Here is a 21,291-nt window from a genome sequence, read left to right as displayed (position 1 = left end):
AAAACCGCCACGACCTGCGGGGCAGGGGCGCGGCGAACGAGGTGGGCGATGGGACTCACGTGGACCGGGCGGCCTTCAGGGCGTCGAGCACGGCCTGGGCATGGCCGGCGACCTTGACCTTGCGCCATTCCTGCACCAGGGTGCCGTCGGGCGAGACCAGGAAGGTGCTGCGCTCGATGCCGCGCACCTGCTTGCCGTACATGTTCTTCATGCGGATCACGTCGAAGGCATTGCACAGCGCCTCGTCGCCATCGCTGATGAGCGGGAACCCGAAGCCCTGCTTCGCGCAGAAGTTGTCGTGCGACTTCACCGAGTCGCGGGAGACGCCGAACACCCGCGCGCCGGCGCGCTTGAACGCCGGCAGCAGGGCGTTGAACTCCAAGCCTTCGGTGGTGCAGCCGGGGGTACTGTCCTTCGGGTAGAAGTACAGCACCAGCCAGTGGCCGGCCTGCGCGGCGAGGGTGGTAGTGGCGCCGCCGGACAAGGCCAGCGGCAGCTCGAGGGTGGTGCGGTCCAGGGTATCGCCGATGTTCATCAGATCCTTTCCGGAGCCTGGGGTACTTCCATTGCAGCTACATGAAACGCCGTACGCCCGTGACGGACGCGCGAATGTTCAGAACTTCATCGGGTCCATGATCGCGTCCAGGTTGAGGTGGTCGCAGAACTCGAGGAAATCGTCGCGCAGCGCGGCGATGTGCATGTTGGCCGGCACGCCGATGGTGATCTGCGCCGAGAACATCTCCGCGCCGGTCTGCATGGCCTGGTAGCGGGTGCTCTGCAGGTTCTCGATGGTGATGCCCTGGCGGTCGAAGAAGTCGGCCAGCTGGAACAGGATGCCGGGCTTGTCCGCGGCGATCACTTCCACGATGTAGGGCAGCAGGTTGGACTGCGCCTGCTTGGCGGCGGTGCGGTACCACACCAGCTTCAGGCCTTCCTCGCGCTCCAGCCGGGTCAGCATCGCCTCGAGCTTGGCCACCGCGTCCCACGAGCCGGTGGCCAGCGTGGTGACCGAGACATCGCGCCCCACCGTGGACAGCCGCGCGTCGACCAGGTTGCAGCCACTGTCGGCGATGCGGCGGGTGACGGACAGCAGCGGGGACTCCGGATGCGTCGTGTAGGCGTTGATCAGGAGGTGGTTTTCGGTCGGCTGCGGCCGCGGGGTGCTGTTGGTCAAGGTGGTTCCGGGGTGCTCTGTGAGTCTGAACGGCGCCGGCGCGGGCACGTTCGCTGGCACCCAGCATACTTGCCCGTGCTTTCGACCGGCAAGTAACATGCCCCCGGTCACGAACCCGCCGCCAGGCGGGATTCCCAGCCCCCTCGAAGAACGGCGTTCCCCTTGTCCATTTCCGGCCTCATCACCGCCCTGGCGACGCCTTTCCTTGCCGACGGCGCACTGGATGGCGCCGGTTGGCGGCGGCTGCTGGCGCTGCAGGAAGCCGGGGGCGCGCAGGGCGTGGTGGTGGCCGGCTCCACCGGCGAGGCGGCCACCCTGTCCGACGCCGAATACGACACCCTGCTGCGCACCGCCGTGGAGGTCCTCGGTGGCCGCATGCCGGTGCTTGCCGGGACCGGCCATTCCGGTACCGCCCGCACCATCGAGGCGACCCGCCGTGCCGCGCGCAACGGTGCCACCCATGCGCTGGTGGTCACCCCGCCCTATGTGCGCCCGACCCAGGACGGCCTGTGCCAGCATTACCTGGCCGTGGCCGAGCAGGGCGGGCTGCCGGTGGTGCTGTACAACGTGCCCGGCCGCACCGGCTGCGACCTGCTGCCCGACACCGTGGCGCAGCTGGCGGCGCATCCGCGGATCGTCGGCATCAAGGAAGCGGTCAGCGACCCGACCCGCATGAAGGCGCTGCTGGAACTGCGCGGCGACGGCTTTGCCGTCCTCGGCGGCGACGATGCCAGCGCCGCGCGCGCGCTGCTGGCCGGTGCCGACGGCCTGGTGTCGGTCGGTTCCAACGTGCTGCCGGGGGCGTTCCGTACCCTGTGCGACCTGGCGCGCGCCGGCAACCATGCCGCCGCCGAAGCCTGGGACGCGCGCTTGCAGCCCTACCACGATTTCTTCACCCTCGAGTCCAACCCGATCCCGGTCAAGGCATTGCTGCAGCGCCTGGGCATCGGCCATGGACTGCGCCTGCCGCTGTTGCCCCTGTCCGCCCCGCACCACGCCGCCGCCGACCACCTGGCGGCCGACGTGGGCGCCCTGGAAGCACTATCCAGCCACTGAACCTGCAGTGGCCAGAACCTGGAGATCCACCATGCGTCATTCCCGTTCCGCCGTCCGCGCACTTTCGCTGGCCCTGCTGGCCATCGCCACCACCGTCACCGCGACCGGCTGCTTCAAGCGTGGCGCGCGCGGCGACTACGCGCTGGCGCCGGAAATGCGTCCGCTCGAAGTGCCGCCGGACCTGACCCTGCCCAACACCGCCGGCGCGTCGCAGGTGCCGGCGCTGGCATCGGCCGCGCGTCCGGCGCAGCCCGCCGCGGCGCAGCCGGCGCAGGGCGGCTTCACCGCCAGCGGCAGCCGCGACGAGGTGTTCGGCAAGGTCGGCGACGCCCTGGCCACGGTCGAGGGCGTGACCATCGCCAGCCGCGCGCAGCTGCTGGGCTCGTACGACGTGGCCTATGAAGGCAGCAATTTCCTGGTGCGCGTGGTCGGCGTCGATGCCGGCGCCTACGTGTCGGCGGTCGATCCGCGTGGCCTGCCGGCCACCGATCCGGCGGCGATCAAGCTGCTCGGTGCGCTGAAGGCCAAGCTGGCGCCGTAAGTACGGTTGCCGTTGCCCATGGCGGCATGCCGCCATGGGCAACGGGCGCGCTGCGCCGGCCTGGCCGGCGCCTGCTCGCGGAAACGAAAAGGGCGCCGACGGCGCCCTTTTTTCGTGTCCCGCCTGGCGGGTCAGCGTTCCAGCAGCTTGAGCTTGTCCGGCTTGCCGTCCCACTCGGCGGCATCGGCCGGCGGGTCCTTGCGCACGGTCAGTACCGGCCAGGCCTTGGCCAGCTCGGCGTTCAGCGCGACGAAGGCTTCCTGGCCCGCCGGCACATCGTCCTCCGGATAGATGGCGTTGACCGGGCATTCCGGCTCGCACAGGGTGCAGTCGATGCACTCGTCCGGGTCGATCACCAGGAAGTTGGGGCCTTCATGGAAGCAGTCCACGGGGCAGACTTCGACGCAATCGGTGTGTTTGCACTTGATGCAGTTTTCGGTGACGACAAAGGGCATGACGGGGTCCGGCGTTGAACGCGCCAATTCTAGAGCAGGATGCCGTCGCTGGGCGGGACCATTTTCATTCGCGCCGGCTGTTGCGCGCCGGCCATGCCCGTGGCGTGTGCCAGGGCGCGGCGGCCGGCCTGCGCTGGTGGCGCCGCCGCGATGCGCCGGTGGCGAGGGCGCGGGCAACAAAAAACCCCGCACGGGCGGGGCTTTTTGATTTCGCGGACGGAGTTGGCGCTCCCTAGGGGACTCGAACCCCTGTTTTAGCCTTGAGAGGGCCACGTCCTAACCACTAGACGAAGGGAGCGTTTGGTCGCGTCCGGCGAGCGCGCTAGTATATGCACCTGTTTGCCGTCAGGCAACCCTGCAACCCCAACCGGAATCGCCAACATCAATTCCACAGTTACAACGCCGTTCACCCTGCGCGTCATCCCGCGCGACCAGCACACCATTTCGCGCAAGGACGTCAGTCCCAACGCCCTGCGTGTGCTCTACCGCCTGCGCGAGGCCGGGTTCGGTGCCTACCTGGTCGGCGGCGCCGTCCGCGACCTGCTGGTAGGGGGGCGGCCCAAGGATTTCGACGTGGCCACCGATGCCACGCCGGAGCAGATCAAGCAGCTGTTCCGCAACTGCCGGCTGATCGGCCGCCGCTTCCGCCTGGCGCACGTGGTGTTCGGCCGCGAGATCATCGAGGTCGCGACCTTCCGCGCCAACATCGACGACGGCAGCGGCGACCGCGAGGTCGAGAACGGCATGCTGGTGCGCGACAACGTCTACGGCAGCATCGAGGACGACGCGGTGCGCCGCGACTTCACCTGCAACGCCCTGTATTACGCCATCGAGGATTTCTCGGTACGCGACTACGTCGGCGGCTTCGAGGACGTGCTGGCGCGGCGCATGAAGCTGATCGGCGACCCCGAGCAGCGCTACCGCGAGGACCCGGTGCGCATGCTGCGCGCGGTGCGGCTGGCGGCCAAGCTCGATTTCGGGATCGAGCCGGCCACGGCCGAGCCGATCCCGCGCCTGGCCGGGCTGCTGGAAGAGGCGGCGCCGGCACGGCTGTTCGAGGAAGTGCTCAAGCTGTTCCTGTCCGGGCACGGCGTGGCCAGTTTCGAGGGCCTGGAGCGCCATGGCCTGCTGCCGGTCCTGTTCCCGGAGAGCGCGGCCGCGCTGAAGAGCAACCGCAGCGGGGCCCTGCGCCGCTTCGTGATCGAGGGGCTGCGCAGCACCGATGAGCGCGTGGCCAACGACGAGCCGGTGTCGCCGGCGTTCCTGTTCGCGCTGCTGCTGTGGCCGGCGTTCTGCCGCACCCTGATCGCCCTGCAGCGGCAGGGGCTGGCGCCGGAAGAGGCGCAGCGCCGCGCCGCCGACCGGGTGACCCTGCACCAGCTCACCACCATCGCGCTGCCGCGCCGGTTCTCGTTGCCGATGCAGGAAATCTGGCTGCTGCAGTCGCGCTTCGCCTCGCGCCAGCGCAAGCGCGTGTTCCGCACCCTGACCCATCCGCGTTTCCGCGCCGCGTTCGATTTCCTGGTGCTGCGCCAGGCCGCGTCCAGTGAACATGCCGCCGACATCGCGTTCTGGCGCGAGGCGCAGCAGCAGTCCGGGCGCGAACTGGAGTCGTCGCTGGACTCGCTGCAGGCCGAGGGCGCTGCCGAGGAGGGCGCGGCCCCGCGGCGTCGCCGCCGCCGTCGCCGCAGCAGCGCCGCCGCGGGCGAGTAAGCGCCATGGTCATGGCGTGCGTGGGCCTGGGCGCCAACCTCGGCGATGCGCCGGCCACCGTGCGTGCGGCGGTGCAGGCGTTGGCGACGCTGCCGGGCTGCCGCCTGCTGGCCGCGTCGCGGCTGTACCGCACCCCGGCCTGGGGCAACGAGGACCAGCCGGATTTCATCAATGCCGCGGTGGCGCTGGAGACCACGCTGCCGGCGCCGGCCCTGCTGGAGCGCCTGCTGGCGACCGAGCAGGCGTTCGGCCGCGTGCGCATGGCCGGCGAGCGCTGGGGCCCGCGCACGCTCGACCTGGACCTGCTGCTGTACGCGGCGCAGGTGATCGACCTGCCGCAGCTCAAGGTGCCGCATCCGCACCTGCATGAGCGCGCTTTCGCCCTGCTGCCGCTGGCCGAGGTGGCGCCGGAGGCGGTGATTCCCGGCCATGGAACGGTGCGTGGCGCGCTGGCTGCCATCGAAACCTGCGGTATCACGCCGATAGGGGGATAATGCGCGGCTCATCACCGATCGTTATCCCCACATGAGCACCCACGCAGACAGCAAGCCCTGGACCGTCCCGGCGCTGGCCGAGGCCAAGCGCAATGGCCAGAAGCTGGTGATGTTGACCGCCTACGACGCCGGTTTCGCCCGCACGTTCGATGCCAACGGGGTCGACCTGATCCTGATCGGCGATTCGCTGGGCATGGTGGTGCAGGGGCATGATTCGACCCTGCCGGTCACCGTGGCCGACATCGCCTACCACACCACCGCGGTGGCGCGGGTACTGCAGCGCGCGCTGCTGGTGGCCGACCTGCCGTTCGGCGCCGATGCCACCCCCGAGCGTGCGTTCGAGGCCTCGCTGCAGCTGCTGCGCGCCGGCGCGGAGATGGTCAAGATCGAGGGCGCCGGCTTCAAGCTGGACGTGATCCGTTACCTGGTCGAGCGCGAGATCCCGGTGTGCTCGCACCTGGGCCTGACCCCGCAGTCGGTGCTGACCCTGGGCGGCTTCAAGGTGCAGGGGCGCGGCGAAGCCGCCGAGCGGCTGCGGGCCGACGCCCGCGCGGTGGCCGCCACCGGCGCCGCGCTGCTGGTGCTCGAATGCGTGCCGTCGCCGCTGGCCGCGCAGGTCACCGCCGACGTGGCGATCCCCACCATCGGCATCGGCGCCGGCCCCGGCTGCGACGGCCAAGTGCTGGTGATGCACGATTTCCTCGGCCTGGACAGTGGCCACCGCCGGCCCAAGTTCGTCAAGGATTTCCTTGCCGAAGGCGGTTCGGTGGCCGGCGCCGTCCGCGCCTACGCCGACGCGGTCCGCGCCGGTACCTTCCCCGACGCGGAGCATGCGTACGCATCATGATCGAGACCGTCACCGAACTTTCCCGGCTGCGCGCCATCGTCGGCGGCTGGAAGCGACAGGGGCTGCGGGTGGGCTTCGTGCCGACCATGGGCAACCTGCACGCCGGCCACTATTCGCTGGTCACGCTGGCGCGCCGGCACGCCGACCGGGTGGTGTCCAGCGTATTCGTCAACCCGACCCAGTTCGGCCCGAACGAGGACTTCACCCGCTACCCGCGCACCCCCGAGGCGGACACCAGCGGGCTTGAGCAGGCCGGCTGCGACGTGCTCTGGCTGCCCACGGTCGAATCGATGTATCCGTTCGGCGTGGAGCTGGCGGCCAAGGTGCACGTGCCGGGGGTCAGCGCGCTGCTCGAGGGCGCCCACCGCCCGGGCCATTTCGACGGCGTGTGCACCGTTGTCGCGCGCCTGTTCAACCAGGTGCAGCCGGACATGGCCGCGTTCGGGCGCAAGGACTACCAGCAACTGGCGGTGATCCGGCAGATGGTGGCCGACCTAGCATTCCCGATCGAGATCGTCGGCGGCGACATCGTGCGCGAGGACGACGGCCTGGCGATGAGCTCGCGCAACCAGTACCTGACCGCCGATACCCGCCCGCAGGCCGCGGTGATCCGCCAGGTGCTGCTGGGCATGCGCGACGCCAGCCGGGCCGGCACCCCGCGGGCGCAGGTCGAGGCCGAGGGCGCGGCACGGCTGCAGGCGGCCGGGTTCCAGGTCGACTACGCGGTGGTGCGGCTGCCGGACCTGGGCGAGCCGGGCGAGGACGCAGGCGCCCGCGTGGCCCTGGTCGCCGCCCGCCTGGGCAGCACCCGGTTGATCGACAACATCGAGTTCTGACCCGCCCCGGCCGGGACCGCCGTTGTCCCGGCCGATGCGCTCCGATGTCCTGCAATGGCGCCCTCGTGGCGCCATTTCGCTGCCCGCGCGGGCGGGCAGGGCCGCTCATGTTGCAGTGCGGGCAAGGGCCCCCGCCGGTGCTAGACTGCGTGCTTTCTATCGCAGTTTCCCGGCATCGCCATGCAACTTTCCCTGCTCAAGACCAAGATCCACCGCGCCACCGTCACCCACTCGGAGCTGAACTACGAAGGCTCCATCGCGATCGACGGCGACCTGCTGGAAGCCACCGGCATCCGCGAGTTCGAACAGGTGCACATCTGGGACGTGACCAACGGCGCGCGTTTCTCCACCTATGCCATCCGCGCCGAGGCCGGCAGCGGGGTGATCTCGCTCAACGGCGGCGCCGCGCGCCACGTGCAGGTGGGCGACATCATCATCATCGCCGCCTTCGCCGGCATGAGCGAGGCCGAGGCCGACAGCTTCCAGCCCAAGCTGGTGTATGTCGACGGCAACAACCGCATCACCCACACCAACCACTCCATCCCCACACAGGCCGCATGACCACGCACAACGGATTGACCGCATTGCACGCCCACGCCCAGCGTCTGCAGGGCACGGGTATTCCCTCGCTGTTGGCCGCCGAGCCGGACCGGGTGAAATCCTTGGCGTTCAAGGTCGGTCCGTTGTACGTGAACTTCGCGCGGCAGACATATGACCGCGCCGCCCTGCAGGCACTGCTGGACCTGGCCGCCGCGCGCGACGTCGCCGGCGGCTTCGCGCGCCTGTTCGGCGGCGCTCGGATCAACCTGACCGAAGACCGTGCGGTGCTGCACAGCGCGTTGCGCGGTGCTGCCAGCGATGCCCCCGCGGCGGTGGCGGCGCATGCCGAAGCGGCGGCCGTGCAGGCGCGCATGGGCGCGCTGGTGCAGGCACTGGAGGCCAGCAACGTCACCGACATCGTCAGCGTCGGCATCGGCGGTTCGGACCTCGGCCCGCGGCTGGTGGCCGATGCGCTGCGCCCGGCCAGCGGCGCGCGCTTCCGCGTGCACTTCGTCTCCAATGTCGACGGCGCGGCGATGCAGCGCACGCTGGCCACGCTCCATCCGGCCACCACCGCCGGCATCCTGATCTCCAAGACTTTCGGCACCCAGGAAACGCTGCTCAACGGCGCGATCCTGCGCGACTGGCTGGGCGGCAGCGACCGGCTGTACGCGGTCAGCGCCAATCCCGACCGCGCCGCCGGCACGTTCGACATCGACGCCGCGCGCGTGCTGCCCATGTGGGACTGGGTCGGCGGCCGCTATTCGCTGTGGTCGGCGGTGGGGTTCCCGATCGCGCTGGCGATCGGCTTCGAGCGCTTCGGCCAGCTGCTGGCCGGCGCCGCGGAAATGGACGCGCATGCGGCCAGCGCGCCGCTGGAGCGCAACCTGCCGGTGCTGCACGCGCTGACCGACATCTGGAACCGCAACGCGCTGGGTTACGCCACCCACGCGGTGATGACCTACGACCAGCGCCTGGCGCTGCTGCCGGCGTACCTGCAGCAGCTGGTGATGGAAAGCCTGGGCAAGCGGGTCCGGCTCGACGGCAGCCCGGTCGAAGCCGACACCGTGCCGGTGTGGTGGGGCGGGGCGGGCACCGACGTGCAGCACAGCTTCTTCCAGGCGCTGCACCAGGGCACCAGCATCGTGCCGGCCGATTTCATCGGCTGCGTGCGCGGCGACGACCCGTACACGCTCAACCACCAGGCGCTGCTGGCCAACCTGCTGGCGCAGACCGAGGCGCTGGCCAACGGCCAGGACAGCGACGATCCGCACCGCCGCTATCCCGGTGGCCGCCCGAGCACGCTGATCCTGCTCGACGCGCTCACCCCGCGCGCGCTGGGCGCGCTGGTGGCCATGTACGAGCATGCGGTCTACGTGCAGTCGCTGGTGTGGGGCATCAACGCCTTCGACCAGTTCGGCGTCGAGCTGGGCAAGCAGTTGGCCAACCAGCTGTTGCCGGCGCTGCAGGGCGGGGCGGTGGAGATCGCCGATCCGATGACGCGCGAGGCGCTGGCCCAGCTGCGCGGCTGAGCGGTCGCGCCCGGCGCTGGGTGCCGGGCCATGGAGGCAGGACCGACGCCGCGCAGTGATGCGCGGCGTCGTCCGTCCTGCCGCCGGCATCCGTCAAGGTGCGCTGCACCCGCGGCCCTGCCTGCCTTCAATCGCCGGCGCGCCGTGCCTGGCTCGGTGCGCGCCCAGTCCAGCGCTTGAACGCGCGGCGGAACTCGCGGGCGTCGTTGAACCCCAGCCGGCCACCGATGGCGACGATGGACAGCGTCGGGTCGCGCAGCAGTTCCATCGCCCGCTTAGTGCGCACGCGGTCGTGGATCGCGCTGAACGAGGTGCCTTCCTCGGCCAGCTGCCGGCGCAGGGTGCGTTCGCTCAGGTGCAGCGCCGCGGCCATCTCTGCCATCTGCGGGTTCTCGCGCAGGCGCGTGCGCAGGTGGCTTTCCAGCGCGGCGGTGGTCTCGCCGCAGACCGGCCGCGCATCCATCTGCATGCGGCACAGGGTCATCACCTGGTTCGAGGTCACCGGGTTGTAGCTGGTGAAGGGCAGCTCCAGCCAGCGCCGGTCGATCACCAGCGCATGCCGCGACTGTTCGAAACGCACCTCGCAGCCGAACAGGTCGCGGTAGCGCTGTGCATGGCGCGGCGCCGGGTAGCCCAGTTCCAGGCGCTGCGGCTGGAACCCCGGGCCGACCAGCTCGCGCACCAGTTGCAGCACGCTTGCAAACAGCTCCTCGCACAGGAACGGCTGCAGGTCGTGGGCTTCGTCCGGCGCGCTGGCGACCGCCGCCACGCAGCCGTCGCCATGCTCGGCCAGGGTGATGTCCATCAGCGCGCCGCTGTTGCGCTGGTAGGCCAGGCCGACGCGCACCGCCTCGCCGAAATCGGGGGCGGTCTTCATCGCCAGCCCGAGCAGCCCGAAGTTGCCCAGGTTCTGGCGGCCGCCGAGCTCCAGGCCCAGGCCCTCCACGGCCAGTGCCGCCAGCGCGCGGCGGATCACCGTGCTCGCCTGGCGGTACGAGATGCGGGTGTCGGGATTGCTGATTTCCTCGGGTTGCAGGCGGGTGCCGGCGAACCAGGCGCTGCAGTCGATTGCCCTCTCGGCGGCGAACTGCATCAGCCCGCAGAGGATGTTGGTCGGTCGGTCGGCGGAGGACAGGTCATCGCCGATTGCGGTGGTCAAACGCATCCGAGGTCCTTCCGATTGTCCGGTTTGCCCCCCTTTGTATGCCGCTTATGCCCTTCGCGCAATGTGCCCCGCCGCACCAGACTGCGGCCCAGACTTGGCGAGCACGTACGGGAGAGAATTCATGCAGCGCAGCATTCTTGTCGGCACGATCGGCGCACTTGCGCTATTGCTCTCCGCTTGCCAGAAGACTCCCGAGGCCCCGGCAACGGCGCCCGGCGATGCCGGCTTCGCCAGGCTGTTGCAGCAGAAGCTGCTCGACGCCCAGCCCGGCGACGTGATCGAGGTGCCCGAAGGCACCTTCCGCTTCGACCGCAGCCTCAGCCTGCGGGTGGACAACGTCACCCTGCGCGGCAGGGGCATGGACAAATCCATCCTCAGCTTCAAGGGGCAGAAGGCCGGCGCCGAGGGCCTGCTGGTGAACGCCAATGGCTTCACCCTGGAGAACCTGGCGATCGAGGACAGCAAGGGCGACGGCTTCAAGATCAGCCAGTGCGAGAACGTCACCGTGCGCGGCGTGCGGGTGGAGTGGACCGGCGGGCCCAGCACCAGCAACGGTGGCTACGGCCTGTACCCGGTGCTGTGCAGGAACGTGCTGATCGAGGACTCGGTGGCCATCGGCGCCTCGGACTCGGGCATCTACGTCGGCCAGTCGCGCGACGTCATCGTCCGCAACAACCGCGCCGAACGCAACGTGGCCGGCATCGAGATCGAGAACACCATCAACGCCGACGTCCACGACAACCAGGCCACCGGCAACACCGGCGGCATCCTGGTGTTCAACATGCCGGCGCTGACCCAGCAGGGCGATGCGATCCGGGTGTTCCGCAACAAGGTGGTGGAGAACAACCACGACAATTTCGGCGCCAAGGGCACGCCGGTGGCCAGCGTGCCGGCCGGCAGCGGCGTGGTGATCAACTCCAACGACAACATCGAGATCTTCGACAACGATATCGCCGGCAACCGCACCGCCAACATCATCGTGTCCAGCGTGTATTCCACCGGCTACAAGGACGACAAGGCCTCCGGTGCGTTCGATCCGTATCCCGAGCGGATCCACGTGCACGGCAACCGCCTGTCCGGTGGCGGCGATTCACCCGACCGGATGGACTTCAAGGCGCTGAAGGTGGCGATGTACGGCCTCACCGGCAGCTTCCCGGACGTGCTGTTCGACGGTTACGTCAACCCGCGCCGCGCCGAAGGCCCGCAGATCTGCCTGCGCGACGTCTCCGGCGTGCTCAACGCCGACGGCCCCGGCGGCTACAAGAACCCGAGCAAGGACGCCAGGCCCTACGACTGCACGCTGCCGTCGCTGCCGGCGGTCGACCTGAAGCGTGGTTGAGGGGGTGCGCATGCCGTTGCATCGCCCGCTGCTGGCGCTGGCCGCACTGCTGCTGGCGGGTTGCGCCCGCGCCCCGGCGCCGGAGCCGGTACGCTTCTTCGCCGACGGCCAGCCCGAGCGCCTGGCCGAGTGGAACGTGCTGTACGTGGCCGATGGCCGGCTGCGGCTCAACGCGCGGGTGCTGCCGTACGACCTGGATTCGGCGCTGTTCACCGACTACGCGCACAAGCTGCGCACGGTGTGGATGCCGGCGGGCAGCGCCGCGCGCTACCAGCCGGACGGGGCGCTGGATTTCCCGGTCGGCACCATCATCAGCAAGACGTTCTACTACCCGCGTGGCGATGACGGCACCGTGCTGCGCAGCGCCGACACCGGCGCCGAGCCCGATGGCGGGCTGACGCTGGACAGGGTGCGGCTGGTGGAGACGCGGCTGCTGGTGCGCCGTGCCTCGGGCTGGCTGGCATTGCCCTATGTGTGGAACGACGCGCAGACCGAGGCGCGGCTGATGCGCACCGGCGACCTGGTGCCGCTGACCCTGGCCGGTGCGGATGGCCGGCGGCAGCAGCTGGACTACCTGGTGCCGGACGAGAACCAGTGCGCCGGCTGCCACGGCACCGACCTCAGGTCCAGGCAGATTTCCCCGATCGGGCCGAAGGCGCGGCATCTGAACCACGACTTCGCCTACGCCTCCGGCAAGGCCAACCAGCTGCGGCACTGGCAGGCGCTCGGCCAGCTGGTCGACGTGCCGGCCGGCACGCTGCCGCGCAACGTTGCCTGGAACGACCCGCAGGCGCCGCTGGAAGCGCGCGCCCGCGCGTACCTGGACATCAACTGCGGGCACTGCCACAGCGACAAGGGCGCGGCCCGCACCTCGGGCATGTGGCTGGATGCCAACACCCACGATCCGCTGCGCATCGGCCGCTGCAAACTGCCGATCGCCGCGGGGCAGGGCACCGGCAACCGGGCCTGGGACATCGTGCCCGGCGCGCCGGACGATTCGATCCTGACCTACCGGATGGAAAGCACCGACCCGGGCGTGATGATGCCGGAACTGGGGCGCGCGCTTGTCCACGAGGAGGGCGTGGCGCTGATACGGCAGTGGATCGCGGCGATGGCCGCGCAGGACTGCGGCGCCTAGCGCCGGACGGGGCACACACCGGGAACCGGCGGTGCTGGCCGTGCCGCGTCCCGGGTCGCAAGGGGGCAACTCACATGGGAAAGGGGAACGCGATGACGTACAACAGATTGTCGCGCGGCGTCCGCAGGGCGCTGCTGACCTCGTTGCTGGCCACGCCGGCGCTGGCCGTGCAGGCGCAGGCGCAGCACCCGCCGCCGGAGGCGGTCGAGCTGGACCGGATCGTGGTCACCGCGCAGAGCCGCGAGCAGGAACTCAAGGACGTCCCCATCGCCCTGCAGGTCGTCGGCGAAAACGTCATCGAACAGACCATGGCCGAGAACCTGGGCGACCTGGACAGCTTCGTCCCCGGGCTGTCGATCAGCGACGACCAGCCGACCCAGGCCAGTTTCAAGCTGCGCGGGCTGAGTACCGGCGACTTCGGCATCGGCACCGACCCCACGGTCGGCGTCTATGTCGACGGCGTCTATGCCGGCCGCGGCGGCGGCACCGTGCTGCCGTTCCTGGACGTGGAACGCATCGAGGTGCTGAAGGGGCCGCAGGGCACCCTGTTCGGTCGCAACACCGCCGCCGGCGCGGTGTCCATCGTGACCAAGCGCCCGGGCGACACGCCTGAAGGCCGCGCGCGGGTACGCCTCGGCAACCATGGCAAGCAGTACGTCGATGGCATGCTCAACCTGCCGGCCGGCGACACCGTGGCCTTCCGCCTCAATGCCATGGACAGCCGCAGCGACGGCTGGATCAGGGACGCCGCCACCGGCCGGCCGCTGGACGACGGCCGCAACTGGGCCGCGCGCGCCGCGTTGCGCTGGGACATCGGCGACAACACGCAGATGCTGCTGAGCTGGGACCACGAGGACCTGGACCAGCGCTCGCGCCCGGCGATCGGCATCGTCGCGCTGCCGCCGGCGCCGGGCGTGCCACCGGTGCCCGCCGACCCGGCCGGCTATCAGGACCCGGTCGGCCACGCCGCCTACACCGACGTGGTGGACAACAACGAAACCCGCACCTTCGATGGCGCGACGCTGATCCTGGACCACGCGTTCGAATGGGGCCACCTGGTGTCGACCAGCGCCTGGCGCAGCTTCGACACCTACAACCGCGCCGAGGAAGACGGCACCCGCCGCCGCGAGCTGTACCTGGACACCATCAACATCGAGGACAACACCACCTGGTACCAGGAGTTCAAGTTCAGCGGCACCAGCGGGCGACTGGACTGGGTGGCCGGCACCAGCTGGTTCCAGGAAAAGGCCAGCCAGTCCAGCGTGGTCGACCTGACCAGCGACAGCATCAACACCGCCGCCGCCGGACTGTACGGCCTGCCCCTGTTCGGCATGCTGCAGGACGCGGCCGACTACTACGGCATCCCGGTGCAGCTGTTCGGCCATCCGTGGCGCGAAGCCTACGACAACACGCTCGATTCGACCGCCTACGCGGTGTTCGGTGACGTGATCTGGCATGCCACCGACACCCTCAACCTGACCCTGGGCCTGCGCTATACGCGCGACCGCAAGGCCTTTACCTGGTTCAACGACCACCACCGCGCCGACGCCCTCAACCAGGCGCTGCAGACCTTGGAGCAGTACGGCGTGCTGCCGCAGCCACTGCCCTGCGCGGTGCTGGGCCTGTGCGCCCTGGACGGGGATGGCGATGGCCTGATCGCGATCGACGCGGCGTTCCTGGCGGGCTTCGACCTGGCGTTCAGCGACCCCGTGTCGATGGCCAACAAGGGCGTGACCAACCGCGCCCGCCACGCCTGGAGCGACTGGAGCCCGCGGCTGGTCGTCGACTATCACCCGTCGGCCGACACCATGCTGTTCGCCTCGGTGGCCAAGGGCTACAAGGCCGGCGGCTACAACGCGTTCTCGCCGGGCGCCAGCTTCGCCAACGAAAGCGTGTGGAACTTCGAGGCCGGCATCAAGCGCGACCTGCGCGACCTGCGCATCCAGTACGAGGCGTCGGTGTTCCACTATGTCTACGACAACCGCCAGGCGATCCGCCTGGACACGACGTCCGAGATCCCGCGCTACATGGTCAGCACCAGCGACCTGGCCGCGCGCGGCATCGACTTCAGCGCGCGCTGGCAGGCCAGCGACCGGCTGAGCGTGGATGTCGCCGCCGAGTGGATCGACTCGACCTACAAAAACTACGTCACCCCCGAGGGGATCGACCTCGACGGGCAGCCGACCGGCGAGCCGAGCCTGTCCTTCGCCGCTGGCGCCGCCTACACCGTGCCGCTGGGCGCGCATGGCGAGCTGACGCTGTCGGCGCGCCACGCGTATGGCGGCAGCGCGCGCTGCAACGCCGGTTCGCTGAGCCAGGGCAACTGCGGCCGCTACCCGGCCTTCAGCATCGGCGAGGAGCGCAACCGCACCGACCTATACCTGCGCTGGCGCTCGCCGTCCACGCACTGGAGCGTGGCGGCCTACGCCAACAACGTCTTCGACAACCGCTATGTCAACGGCCTGTATACCTATGGCACCACGGTGGTCGGCACCACCGCGGCCGGCATCAGCGAGCCGCGGTTCTACGGCATGGAACTGATGTACCGCTTCTGAGCCGGCCGGGGCGCGGGTGCGGCAGCGGCCCCCCGCAGCCCCGGCATGCCGCCCGATGCAACCGCCGCTCGCGCCGGTCGCGGCGCAGCCTCTAGACTCGAGCCCATGGACACCACCACCACGCCCATTGCCGAACTGCGCCCCACCCTGGACCGCCTGCGCGCGGCCTGGCAGGCGCGCAAGCCGGATCGCGCGCAGCGCAGCGCCGACCTGCTGCGCCTGCGCCAGGCCCTGAAACGGCGGCTGGACGCGATGGCGCAGGCCATCGCCGCCGATTTCGGCCATCGTTCGCTGCATGAGTCGCGCATCGCCGACGGCATGGCCGTGCTCAACGAGATCGACCACCTGCGCCGGCACCTGCGCCGCTGGATGAAGCCGCGCCGGGTCGGCGTGGGCTGGCGGTTCCTGCCGGCGCGCGCGGAGATCCGCGCCGAACCGGTCGGCGTGGTCGGCGTGATCTCGCCGTGGAACTATCCGGTCAATCTGGCGTTGATCCCACTGGCGACCGCCATCGCCGCCGGCAACCACGTCTACCTGAAGCCCTCCGAACACACCCCGCGCACCAGCGCGTTCCTGCGCGAGCTGCTGGTCGAGGTGTTCCCGGACGGGCGCGTGGCCATCGCCGAGGGCGCGGCCGAGGTCGCCGCCGCGTTCGCCGCGCTGCCGTTCGACCACCTGGTGTTCACCGGGTCCACCGCGGTCGGGCGCAAGGTGATGGCGGCCGCCGCGCCGAACCTGACCCCGCTGACCCTCGAACTGGGCGGCAAATCGCCGGCGATCGTCTGCGACGACTATCCGCTGGAGCTGGCCGCCGCGCGCCTGGCCACCGGCAAATGGTTCAACGGCGGGCAGACCTGCATCGCCCCCGACTACGTGCTGGTGGGCGCGGCGCGGCGCGACGCGCTGGTGCAGGCGCTGCGCGCGCAGGTGCGTGCGCGCTATGGCCAGGCCCTGGCCGGCAACGACGACTACAGCCGCATCATCAACGCCGGCCAGTACGCGCGCCTGCAGGGCTACGTGGACGATGCCCGCGCCCGTGGCCTGGAGGTGATCGAACTGGGCCAGGCCGATCCGGTGCAGCGGCTGTTCCCGCCGACGCTGGTGCTGGAGCCGGGCGATGACGCCACGGTGATGCAGGAAGAGATCTTCGGCCCGGTGTTTCCAATCCGCAGCGTGCGCTCGCTGGACGAGGCCATCGCCTACGTCAACGCGCACGACCGGCCGCTGGCGCTGTACCCGTTCAGCCACGACCGCGCGCAGGTGGAGCGGATCCTGGGGGCCACCCTGGCCGGCGGCGTCTGCGTCAACGACACGCTGTTCCATTTCGCCATCAACGACCTGCCGTTCGGTGGCATCGGGCCGAGCGGGATGGGCGCCTACCATGGCCGCGCCGGCTTCGACGCGATGAGCAAGCAGCTGCCGATCCTGTGGCAGGCGCGGCGCAGCGGCGGCGACCTGCTGAAGCCGCCCTACCGGCAGGCGCAGTGGCTGATCGACCTGATCGTGCGCTGAGCGTGCCGCTGCCGGCTCCCCCCAATTCGCGGCGCTGGCGCCGGCTGCGGCGCAGGGCAGGCGCCGCGGCCTGGGGAACGGGCACAAAAAACCCGCCATCCGGCGCCGTGAGGGGAGGGAGACAAACGGCGCGGTACTGCTGGCGGGTGTAGGGATTCTTGCTCAGTTGATGTTGCTTTGCAACATCACGTGTGGTCGGGGGAGGGCCGGGTGCTGGCCTGCGCTTCGGCCCGGTTCAGGCGCGCATTGAGCGCGTCCAGGCGTGCGTTGAGTGCCTCGATGTCCGAGCGGCTGGGAATGTCCATGCGTCGCAGCACCCGCTGCACCCGGTCCTCGAACGATTTTTCGACTCGGTCCCAAGTGCCGGCCGCGCGCTCGCGGGCGTTGCCCAGGGTGTTCTCCACGGAATCGCGCAGGCTTTCGCCGCGCGGCGATTCCTCGCGGCTGCGGGCCTCCATCGACTCGCCTTCGCGGACCAGCGATTCGAACAGCCGGCTGCCGCCGGCCTGGGCCCGCGACAGCGCGCCAAGCCCGGCCAGCCAGACCTGCTGCGCCGAGCCGCCCAGCGTGCGGCCGCCGCGGGCGCCACGCTCCTGCGCGGTCGCGCCCGGCTCGTGGCCCGGATTGCGGTGTTCATGGGTAGTCATTGCGGGTGTTCCTCCGTTTGCGGCGAGCGGGGACCACCGTAGCGCCGGCGGCGCAAGCGCGGCGTGATGGAAGCGGCGCCCGTGCCGGCCGTTCAGCCCAGCTTTTCGGACAGCACCCGCCGGATCTCCGATTCCACCGTGCCCTTCATGGCCGACAACAGGAAGCCGAGCTCGGCCTTGACCCGGACCGCGCCCGGCAACAGTTCAATCACTCCGTCGACCCCGGAACGGGCGAAATGCAGGTTGTCCCCCTCCCAGCGCGCACTCACGTCGAAGCGCTCCTGCAGCTTCCGCGCGACCTCGGCGATGGCGTCGCGGGCCCGCTCGTCGGTCAGCGGGTGGGCATGGCGGATATCGATGGTGGACATGCGGGGCTCCTGGCAATCGGGCGTGGAACGCGGGTGCGGCATTGTGCGGACCGGCGCGCCACAGTCCAAGCCCCGTGTCCGGCTTCTGCACGCTCTGCCAACCTGCTAGGCTGCCGCCGGTGCGCACCCTGCAAGTCCATTTCAGCAATCGCCAGCAACCGGATCAGCCCCTAGCGCCGGGGGTGCAGCGCATCGTCCGCGATGCCAGCGGGCAGGTCCGCCTGGGCGACGACAGCGTCGGCCCGTTGCTGCTGGCCCGCTTCTGCACCGACGAGCGCGGGGTCTGGCTGCAGGTGGCCAGCGGCAGCCGCGGCATCCACGTCAATGGCCGCCCGGTGCGGCGCATGGCATTGCTGCGCGCCGGGGATTCGGTCTATGCCGACGGCGTGGAGATGCTACTGCGCGGCGAGTGCGAAGCCGTCGCCCAGCCGCCGGCCGCGGGCGGCGACCACGGCGACGACCTGCGCGTGCTGCTGCGCGGCGTCGGTGGCCGCCACCACGGCCGCTGCTACCCGCTCGACCGGCCGCGCACCCTCGGCCGCGACGGCAGCGCCGACGTGGTGATCGACGACCCGGCCTTTCCCGAGCGGCAGGCGCGGTTCGAGCGCCATGGCGACCGGGTGCTGCTGCGCGACCTGGGTTCGCCGGAGGGATGCCGGGTCAACGGCGTCGCGGTTCGCCACTGCTGGCTGCAGGGGGGCGACCAGGTGGTGTTCGAAGGCAACCAGCGTTTCGTGCTGGAAGTGCCGCTGGACGTCCACGCGGCCGCGTTCTCCACGGCGCCCGATAGCCCCGGCGTGGAGCCGGAGACCGCCACGGACGACACCCGGCCGCGCGCGCGGCGCTGGCCCTGGCTGCTGCTCAGCGCGCTGCTGCTGGGCGCTGCGATCAGCGCACTGCTGCTGTTCGGCGCCCGTTGAACCACCCCGGCGGCCGCGCATGGCGGCCGCGCCATCGCGCCACGCGCGGCCCCGCGAATTGGCTGCAGATGCAACTTTTTCCGCGCCCCCAAAGCCTGTTGCGCTGCGGCATACTTGGGGTTCCCCTCGGACAGGTGTGACATGACGCGCGCGTTCAATTTCAGTGCCGGCCCCGCGACGCTGCCGGAATCGGTCCTGCGCCAGGCGCAGGCGGAAATGTTGGAATGGAACGGCGTGGGCGCGTCCATCGTCGAGATCAGCCACCGCAGCGCCGACTTCATGCAGGTGGCGGCGCAGGCCGAAGCCGACCTGCGCACCCTGGTCGGCATTCCCGATGACTACGCCGTGCTGTTCCTGAGCGGCGGCGCGACTACCCAGCAGGCGCTGCTGCCGCTGAACCTGGCCGCGCCGGGGCAGCGCGTGGACTACGTGGTCAGCGGGCACTGGGGCAAGACCGCGGTCAAGCAGGCGCGGCCGTACGTGGACGTGAACATCGCCGCCGACGGCGAGGCCGATGGCTTCCGCGACATCCCCGCGCGCGCGCAGTGGCGGCTGTCCGACGCCGCGGCCTACGTGCACATCACCGCCAACGAGACCATCCATGGCGTCGAATTCCGCGATGCGCCGGACGTGGGCGCGGTGCCGCTGGTGGCCGATTTCAGCTCGTCGATCGCCTCCGAGCCGATCGATGTCACGCGCTACGGCGTGATCTACGCCGGCGCGCAGAAGAACCTCGGCCCGGTCGGCATCGCCGTGGTCATCATCCGCCGCGACCTGCTCGAGCGCGCCGGGCAGCCGCGCGCGGACATCTTCGACTACCGCTCGCACGCCGCGCGCGACTCCATGCTCAACACCCCGCCGACCTGGAACTGGTACCTGCTCGGCCTGACCGTGAAGTGGATGCTGGCGCAGGGCGGCACCACCGAGTTCGCGCGCCGCAACGCCGCCAAGGCATCGCTGGTGTACGCCACCATCGACCAGTCGGGCGGCTTCTACCGCAACCAGGTGGCGCCGGCCGTGCGCTCGCGCATGAACATCCCGTTCTTCCTGCCCAGCGCCGAGCTGGACGCGCGCTTCGTCGCCGAGGCCAGGGCCGCCGGGCTGCTCGCGCTCAAGGGCCACAAGGCGGTCGGCGGCATCCGCGCCTCGCTGTACAACGCCATGCCGCTGGAAGGCGCGCAGGCGCTGGCGGCGTTCATGCGCGACTTCCAGCAGCGCAACGGTTGAACCCACAGGCCGCCGCCCGCGGGCGGCGGAAAGCAGACGTCATCGAGGAAGGCAACGTGGCCGCAAAGCCGAAGAAGACCCCCGCAGACAAGCCGCCGGCGCGCGCCGCCGAAGCGGCGGCCGCGCCGCCGGCGCTGGCCGACGTGCGCGCCAAGATCGACCAGATCGACCGCAGCATCCAGTCGCTGATCGCCGAGCGCGCGCGGTTCGCGCACCAGGTCGGCAAGGCCAAGGGCAAGCTCGCCGCCGCCGTCGACTACTACCGCCCCGAGCGCGAGGCGCAGGTGCTGCGCATGGTGGTCGACCGCAACGAAGGCCCGCTGTCGGACGAGCTGCTGGTGCACGTGTTCCGCGAGATCATGTCCGCCTGCCTGGCGCAGCAGGAACCACTGAAGATCGGCTACCTCGGCCCCGAGGGCACCTTCAGCCAGCAGGCCGTGCTCAAGCATTTCGGGCGCTCGGCGCTGGGCCTGCCGCTGGCCAGCATCGAGGAAGTGTTCCAGGAAGTGGAAGCGGGCAACGCCGACTTCGGCGTGGTGCCGGTGGAAAACTCCGGGCAGGGCACGATCCAGATCACCCTGGACATGTTCCTGACCTCCAGCCTCAAGATCTGCGGTGAAGTGGAGCTGCGCGTGCAGCAGTTCCTGATGTCGCGCAGCGGCCGGCTGGAGGACATCGAGCGGGTCTACGCGCACCCGCAGTCGTTCATGCAGACCTCGGCCTGGCTGCGCGCCAACCTGCCCGCGGCGGAGAAGGTGCCGGTGTCCAGCAACGCGGAGGGCGCGCGCCGCGCGCGCAACGCCGACGACGCGGCGGCCATCGGCGGCGAGAGTGCCGGCCACGTGTACGGGCTGAAGAAGGTGGTCACCAAGCCGATCCAGAACGACGCGGACAACACCACGCGCTTCCTGGTGATCGGCCGCCGGTTCTTCCCTTCCTCGGGCCACGACCGCACCTCGGTGCTGGTGTTCATCCACGACAAGCCCGGCGCCCTGTTCGACGTGCTCAGCCCGTTCGCGCGCCACGGCATCAGCATGAACCGGATCGAGTCGCGCCCGTCGCACCAGGCCAAGTGGGAATACGCGTTCTTCATCGACCTGGCCGGGCATATCGAGGACGCCTCGATGCAGGCGGCACTGGCCGAACTCGAGGCTCATTCGGCGCAGATCAAGGTGCTGGGTTCCTATCCGGTCGCGGTGCCGTGAGCTGACCCCGCTCCGCCGCGTGGACGG

General features: G+C 70.3%; 21 protein-coding genes and 1 tRNA gene. 15 read left to right on the top strand and 7 right to left on the bottom strand.

All coding sequences use genetic code 11. The annotated features are described in order from the left end of the window. Nucleotides 1-55: 55 nt before the first annotated feature. Together AC06E6_RS06015 and AC06E6_RS06010 are read right to left on the bottom strand one after the other, a co-directional pair. On the bottom strand, nt 56-535 hold the full coding sequence (locus AC06E6_RS06015; protein ID WP_240211971.1) for a peroxiredoxin: 480 nt from the start codon (nt 533-535) through the stop codon (nt 56-58). Between the two features lie 78 nt (nt 536-613). Beyond that, nucleotides 614-1,273 carry a glycine cleavage system transcriptional repressor gene (locus AC06E6_RS06010; RefSeq protein ID WP_380610844.1) on the bottom strand — a complete coding sequence of 220 codons (660 nt, stop codon included), beginning with the start codon at nt 1,271-1,273 and terminating at the stop codon, nt 614-616. Nucleotides 1,274-1,336: 63 nt separating this feature from the next. Between AC06E6_RS06010 and dapA the strand changes: the two genes are divergently transcribed. After that, nucleotides 1,337-2,230, top strand: coding sequence for a 4-hydroxy-tetrahydrodipicolinate synthase (gene dapA / locus AC06E6_RS06005; protein WP_240211972.1), 894 nt, complete (start codon nt 1,337-1,339; stop codon nt 2,228-2,230). Between the two features lie 31 nt (nt 2,231-2,261). Further along, entirely contained in the window at nt 2,262-2,771 is a 510-nt protein-coding gene (locus tag AC06E6_RS06000) for a hypothetical protein (protein ID WP_161614082.1), read from the top strand. Between the two features lie 131 nt (nt 2,772-2,902). Here the strand turns inward: AC06E6_RS06000 and fdxA are convergent, their stop codons facing one another. Together fdxA and AC06E6_RS05990 are read right to left on the bottom strand one after the other, a co-directional pair. Further along, complete coding sequence (gene fdxA / locus AC06E6_RS05995; RefSeq protein ID WP_161614083.1) at nt 2,903-3,226, bottom strand: ferredoxin FdxA; 324 nt, start codon at nt 3,224-3,226, stop codon at nt 2,903-2,905. Nucleotides 3,227-3,449: 223 nt separating this feature from the next. Next, a tRNA-Glu gene (locus AC06E6_RS05990) sits at nt 3,450-3,524 on the bottom strand. A 41-nt stretch (nt 3,525-3,565) separates the two neighbouring features. On the opposite strand from AC06E6_RS05990, the gene pcnB reads away from it, so the two are divergent. The 6 genes from pcnB (at nt 3,566) to pgi (ending at nt 9,188) form a co-directional block, all read left to right on the top strand. Beyond that, nucleotides 3,566-4,939 (top strand): polynucleotide adenylyltransferase PcnB, encoded by a 1,374-nt coding sequence (gene pcnB, locus AC06E6_RS05985; RefSeq protein WP_240211973.1) that lies wholly within the window; start codon nt 3,566-3,568, stop codon nt 4,937-4,939. 5 nt (nt 4,940-4,944) lie between these two features. Continuing rightward, complete coding sequence (folK, locus tag AC06E6_RS05980; protein ID WP_104939025.1) at nt 4,945-5,433, top strand: 2-amino-4-hydroxy-6-hydroxymethyldihydropteridine diphosphokinase; 489 nt, start codon at nt 4,945-4,947, stop codon at nt 5,431-5,433. A gap of 31 nt (nt 5,434-5,464) precedes the next feature. After that, on the top strand, nt 5,465-6,280 hold the full coding sequence (gene panB / locus AC06E6_RS05975) for a 3-methyl-2-oxobutanoate hydroxymethyltransferase (protein ID WP_240211974.1): 816 nt from the start codon (nt 5,465-5,467) through the stop codon (nt 6,278-6,280). Next, nucleotides 6,277-7,116 carry a pantoate--beta-alanine ligase gene (gene panC, locus AC06E6_RS05970; protein WP_104939023.1) on the top strand — a complete coding sequence of 280 codons (840 nt, stop codon included), beginning with the start codon at nt 6,277-6,279 and terminating at the stop codon, nt 7,114-7,116. Before panB ends, panC begins: the two co-directional genes overlap by 4 nt. Before the next feature lie 180 nt (nt 7,117-7,296). After that, entirely contained in the window at nt 7,297-7,677 is a 381-nt protein-coding gene (panD, locus tag AC06E6_RS05965) for an aspartate 1-decarboxylase (protein WP_104939022.1), read from the top strand. After that, on the top strand, nt 7,674-9,188 hold the full coding sequence (gene pgi, locus AC06E6_RS05960; RefSeq protein ID WP_240211975.1) for a glucose-6-phosphate isomerase: 1,515 nt from the start codon (nt 7,674-7,676) through the stop codon (nt 9,186-9,188). Before panD ends, pgi begins: the two co-directional genes overlap by 4 nt. A gap of 127 nt (nt 9,189-9,315) precedes the next feature. Here the strand turns inward: pgi and AC06E6_RS05955 are convergent, their stop codons facing one another. Next, nucleotides 9,316-10,353: an AraC family transcriptional regulator gene (locus AC06E6_RS05955; protein ID WP_104939021.1), complete on the bottom strand. Its 1,038-nt coding sequence runs from the start codon at nt 10,351-10,353 to the stop codon at nt 9,316-9,318. Between the two features lie 121 nt (nt 10,354-10,474). Here AC06E6_RS05955 and AC06E6_RS05950 point away from each other — a divergent pair, with 121 nt between their 5' ends. The 4 genes from AC06E6_RS05950 (at nt 10,475) to AC06E6_RS05935 (ending at nt 16,897) form a co-directional block, all read left to right on the top strand. Continuing rightward, nucleotides 10,475-11,692, top strand: coding sequence for a parallel beta-helix domain-containing protein (locus AC06E6_RS05950; RefSeq protein ID WP_478060588.1), 1,218 nt, complete (start codon nt 10,475-10,477; stop codon nt 11,690-11,692). Nucleotides 11,693-11,702: 10 nt separating this feature from the next. Continuing rightward, nucleotides 11,703-12,830: an SO2930 family diheme c-type cytochrome gene (locus AC06E6_RS05945; protein ID WP_240211977.1), complete on the top strand. Its 1,128-nt coding sequence runs from the start codon at nt 11,703-11,705 to the stop codon at nt 12,828-12,830. Nucleotides 12,831-12,922: 92 nt separating this feature from the next. Next, entirely contained in the window at nt 12,923-15,385 is a 2,463-nt protein-coding gene (locus AC06E6_RS05940; protein WP_240211978.1) for a TonB-dependent receptor, read from the top strand. A 105-nt stretch (nt 15,386-15,490) separates the two neighbouring features. Beyond that, nucleotides 15,491-16,897, top strand: coding sequence for a coniferyl aldehyde dehydrogenase (locus AC06E6_RS05935; RefSeq protein WP_478060586.1), 1,407 nt, complete (start codon nt 15,491-15,493; stop codon nt 16,895-16,897). A 185-nt stretch (nt 16,898-17,082) separates the two neighbouring features. Here the strand turns inward: AC06E6_RS05935 and AC06E6_RS05930 are convergent, their stop codons facing one another. Further along, the gene (locus AC06E6_RS05930) at nt 17,083-17,544 is read right to left on the bottom strand and encodes a phasin family protein (RefSeq protein ID WP_478060585.1); all 462 of its coding nucleotides are present in this window, start codon (nt 17,542-17,544) and stop codon (nt 17,083-17,085) included. A gap of 92 nt (nt 17,545-17,636) precedes the next feature. Beyond that, complete coding sequence (locus AC06E6_RS05925) at nt 17,637-17,912, bottom strand: polyhydroxyalkanoic acid system family protein (RefSeq protein WP_240211981.1); 276 nt, start codon at nt 17,910-17,912, stop codon at nt 17,637-17,639. A 119-nt stretch (nt 17,913-18,031) separates the two neighbouring features. On the opposite strand from AC06E6_RS05925, the gene AC06E6_RS05920 reads away from it, so the two are divergent. From AC06E6_RS05920 to pheA, 3 genes are all read left to right on the top strand, one after another. Further along, nucleotides 18,032-18,832 carry an FHA domain-containing protein gene (locus AC06E6_RS05920; protein ID WP_240211982.1) on the top strand — a complete coding sequence of 267 codons (801 nt, stop codon included), beginning with the start codon at nt 18,032-18,034 and terminating at the stop codon, nt 18,830-18,832. Nucleotides 18,833-18,973: 141 nt separating this feature from the next. Continuing rightward, nucleotides 18,974-20,059 (top strand): phosphoserine transaminase, encoded by a 1,086-nt coding sequence (gene serC / locus AC06E6_RS05915; protein WP_240211983.1) that lies wholly within the window; start codon nt 18,974-18,976, stop codon nt 20,057-20,059. Between the two features lie 56 nt (nt 20,060-20,115). Then, on the top strand, nt 20,116-21,264 hold the full coding sequence (gene pheA, locus AC06E6_RS05910; protein ID WP_161614095.1) for a prephenate dehydratase: 1,149 nt from the start codon (nt 20,116-20,118) through the stop codon (nt 21,262-21,264). The last annotated feature ends 27 nt before the right edge of the window (nt 21,265-21,291 follow it).

The sequence above is a fragment of the Stenotrophomonas sp. Steno-Z10-HUANG genome, assembly GCF_056393075.1.
This window is presented reverse-complemented; position numbering and strand designations above follow the sequence as displayed.

Coding starts and splice junctions, on each gene's coding strand:
- AC06E6_RS06015 (WP_240211971.1), bottom strand. CDS start 535: ATGAACATCGGCGATACCCTGGACCGCACCACCCTCGAGCTGCCGCTG.
- pgi (WP_240211975.1), top strand. CDS start 7,674: ATGACCACGCACAACGGATTGACCGCATTGCACGCCCACGCCCAGCGT.
- AC06E6_RS05945 (WP_240211977.1), top strand. CDS start 11,703: ATGCCGTTGCATCGCCCGCTGCTGGCGCTGGCCGCACTGCTGCTGGCG.
- serC (WP_240211983.1), top strand. CDS start 18,974: ATGACGCGCGCGTTCAATTTCAGTGCCGGCCCCGCGACGCTGCCGGAA.
- AC06E6_RS06000 (WP_161614082.1), top strand. CDS start 2,262: ATGCGTCATTCCCGTTCCGCCGTCCGCGCACTTTCGCTGGCCCTGCTG.
- AC06E6_RS05940 (WP_240211978.1), top strand. CDS start 12,923: ATGACGTACAACAGATTGTCGCGCGGCGTCCGCAGGGCGCTGCTGACC.
- panD (WP_104939022.1), top strand. CDS start 7,297: ATGCAACTTTCCCTGCTCAAGACCAAGATCCACCGCGCCACCGTCACC.
- AC06E6_RS05950 (WP_478060588.1), top strand. CDS start 10,475: ATGCAGCGCAGCATTCTTGTCGGCACGATCGGCGCACTTGCGCTATTG.
- AC06E6_RS05925 (WP_240211981.1), bottom strand. CDS start 17,912: ATGTCCACCATCGATATCCGCCATGCCCACCCGCTGACCGACGAGCGG.
- AC06E6_RS05935 (WP_478060586.1), top strand. CDS start 15,491: ATGGACACCACCACCACGCCCATTGCCGAACTGCGCCCCACCCTGGAC.
- AC06E6_RS05930 (WP_478060585.1), bottom strand. CDS start 17,544: ATGACTACCCATGAACACCGCAATCCGGGCCACGAGCCGGGCGCGACC.
- AC06E6_RS05955 (WP_104939021.1), bottom strand. CDS start 10,353: ATGCGTTTGACCACCGCAATCGGCGATGACCTGTCCTCCGCCGACCGA.
- folK (WP_104939025.1), top strand. CDS start 4,945: ATGGTCATGGCGTGCGTGGGCCTGGGCGCCAACCTCGGCGATGCGCCG.
- fdxA (WP_161614083.1), bottom strand. CDS start 3,226: ATGCCCTTTGTCGTCACCGAAAACTGCATCAAGTGCAAACACACCGAT.
- panC (WP_104939023.1), top strand. CDS start 6,277: ATGATCGAGACCGTCACCGAACTTTCCCGGCTGCGCGCCATCGTCGGC.
- panB (WP_240211974.1), top strand. CDS start 5,465: ATGAGCACCCACGCAGACAGCAAGCCCTGGACCGTCCCGGCGCTGGCC.
- AC06E6_RS06010 (WP_380610844.1), bottom strand. CDS start 1,273: ATGTTACTTGCCGGTCGAAAGCACGGGCAAGTATGCTGGGTGCCAGCG.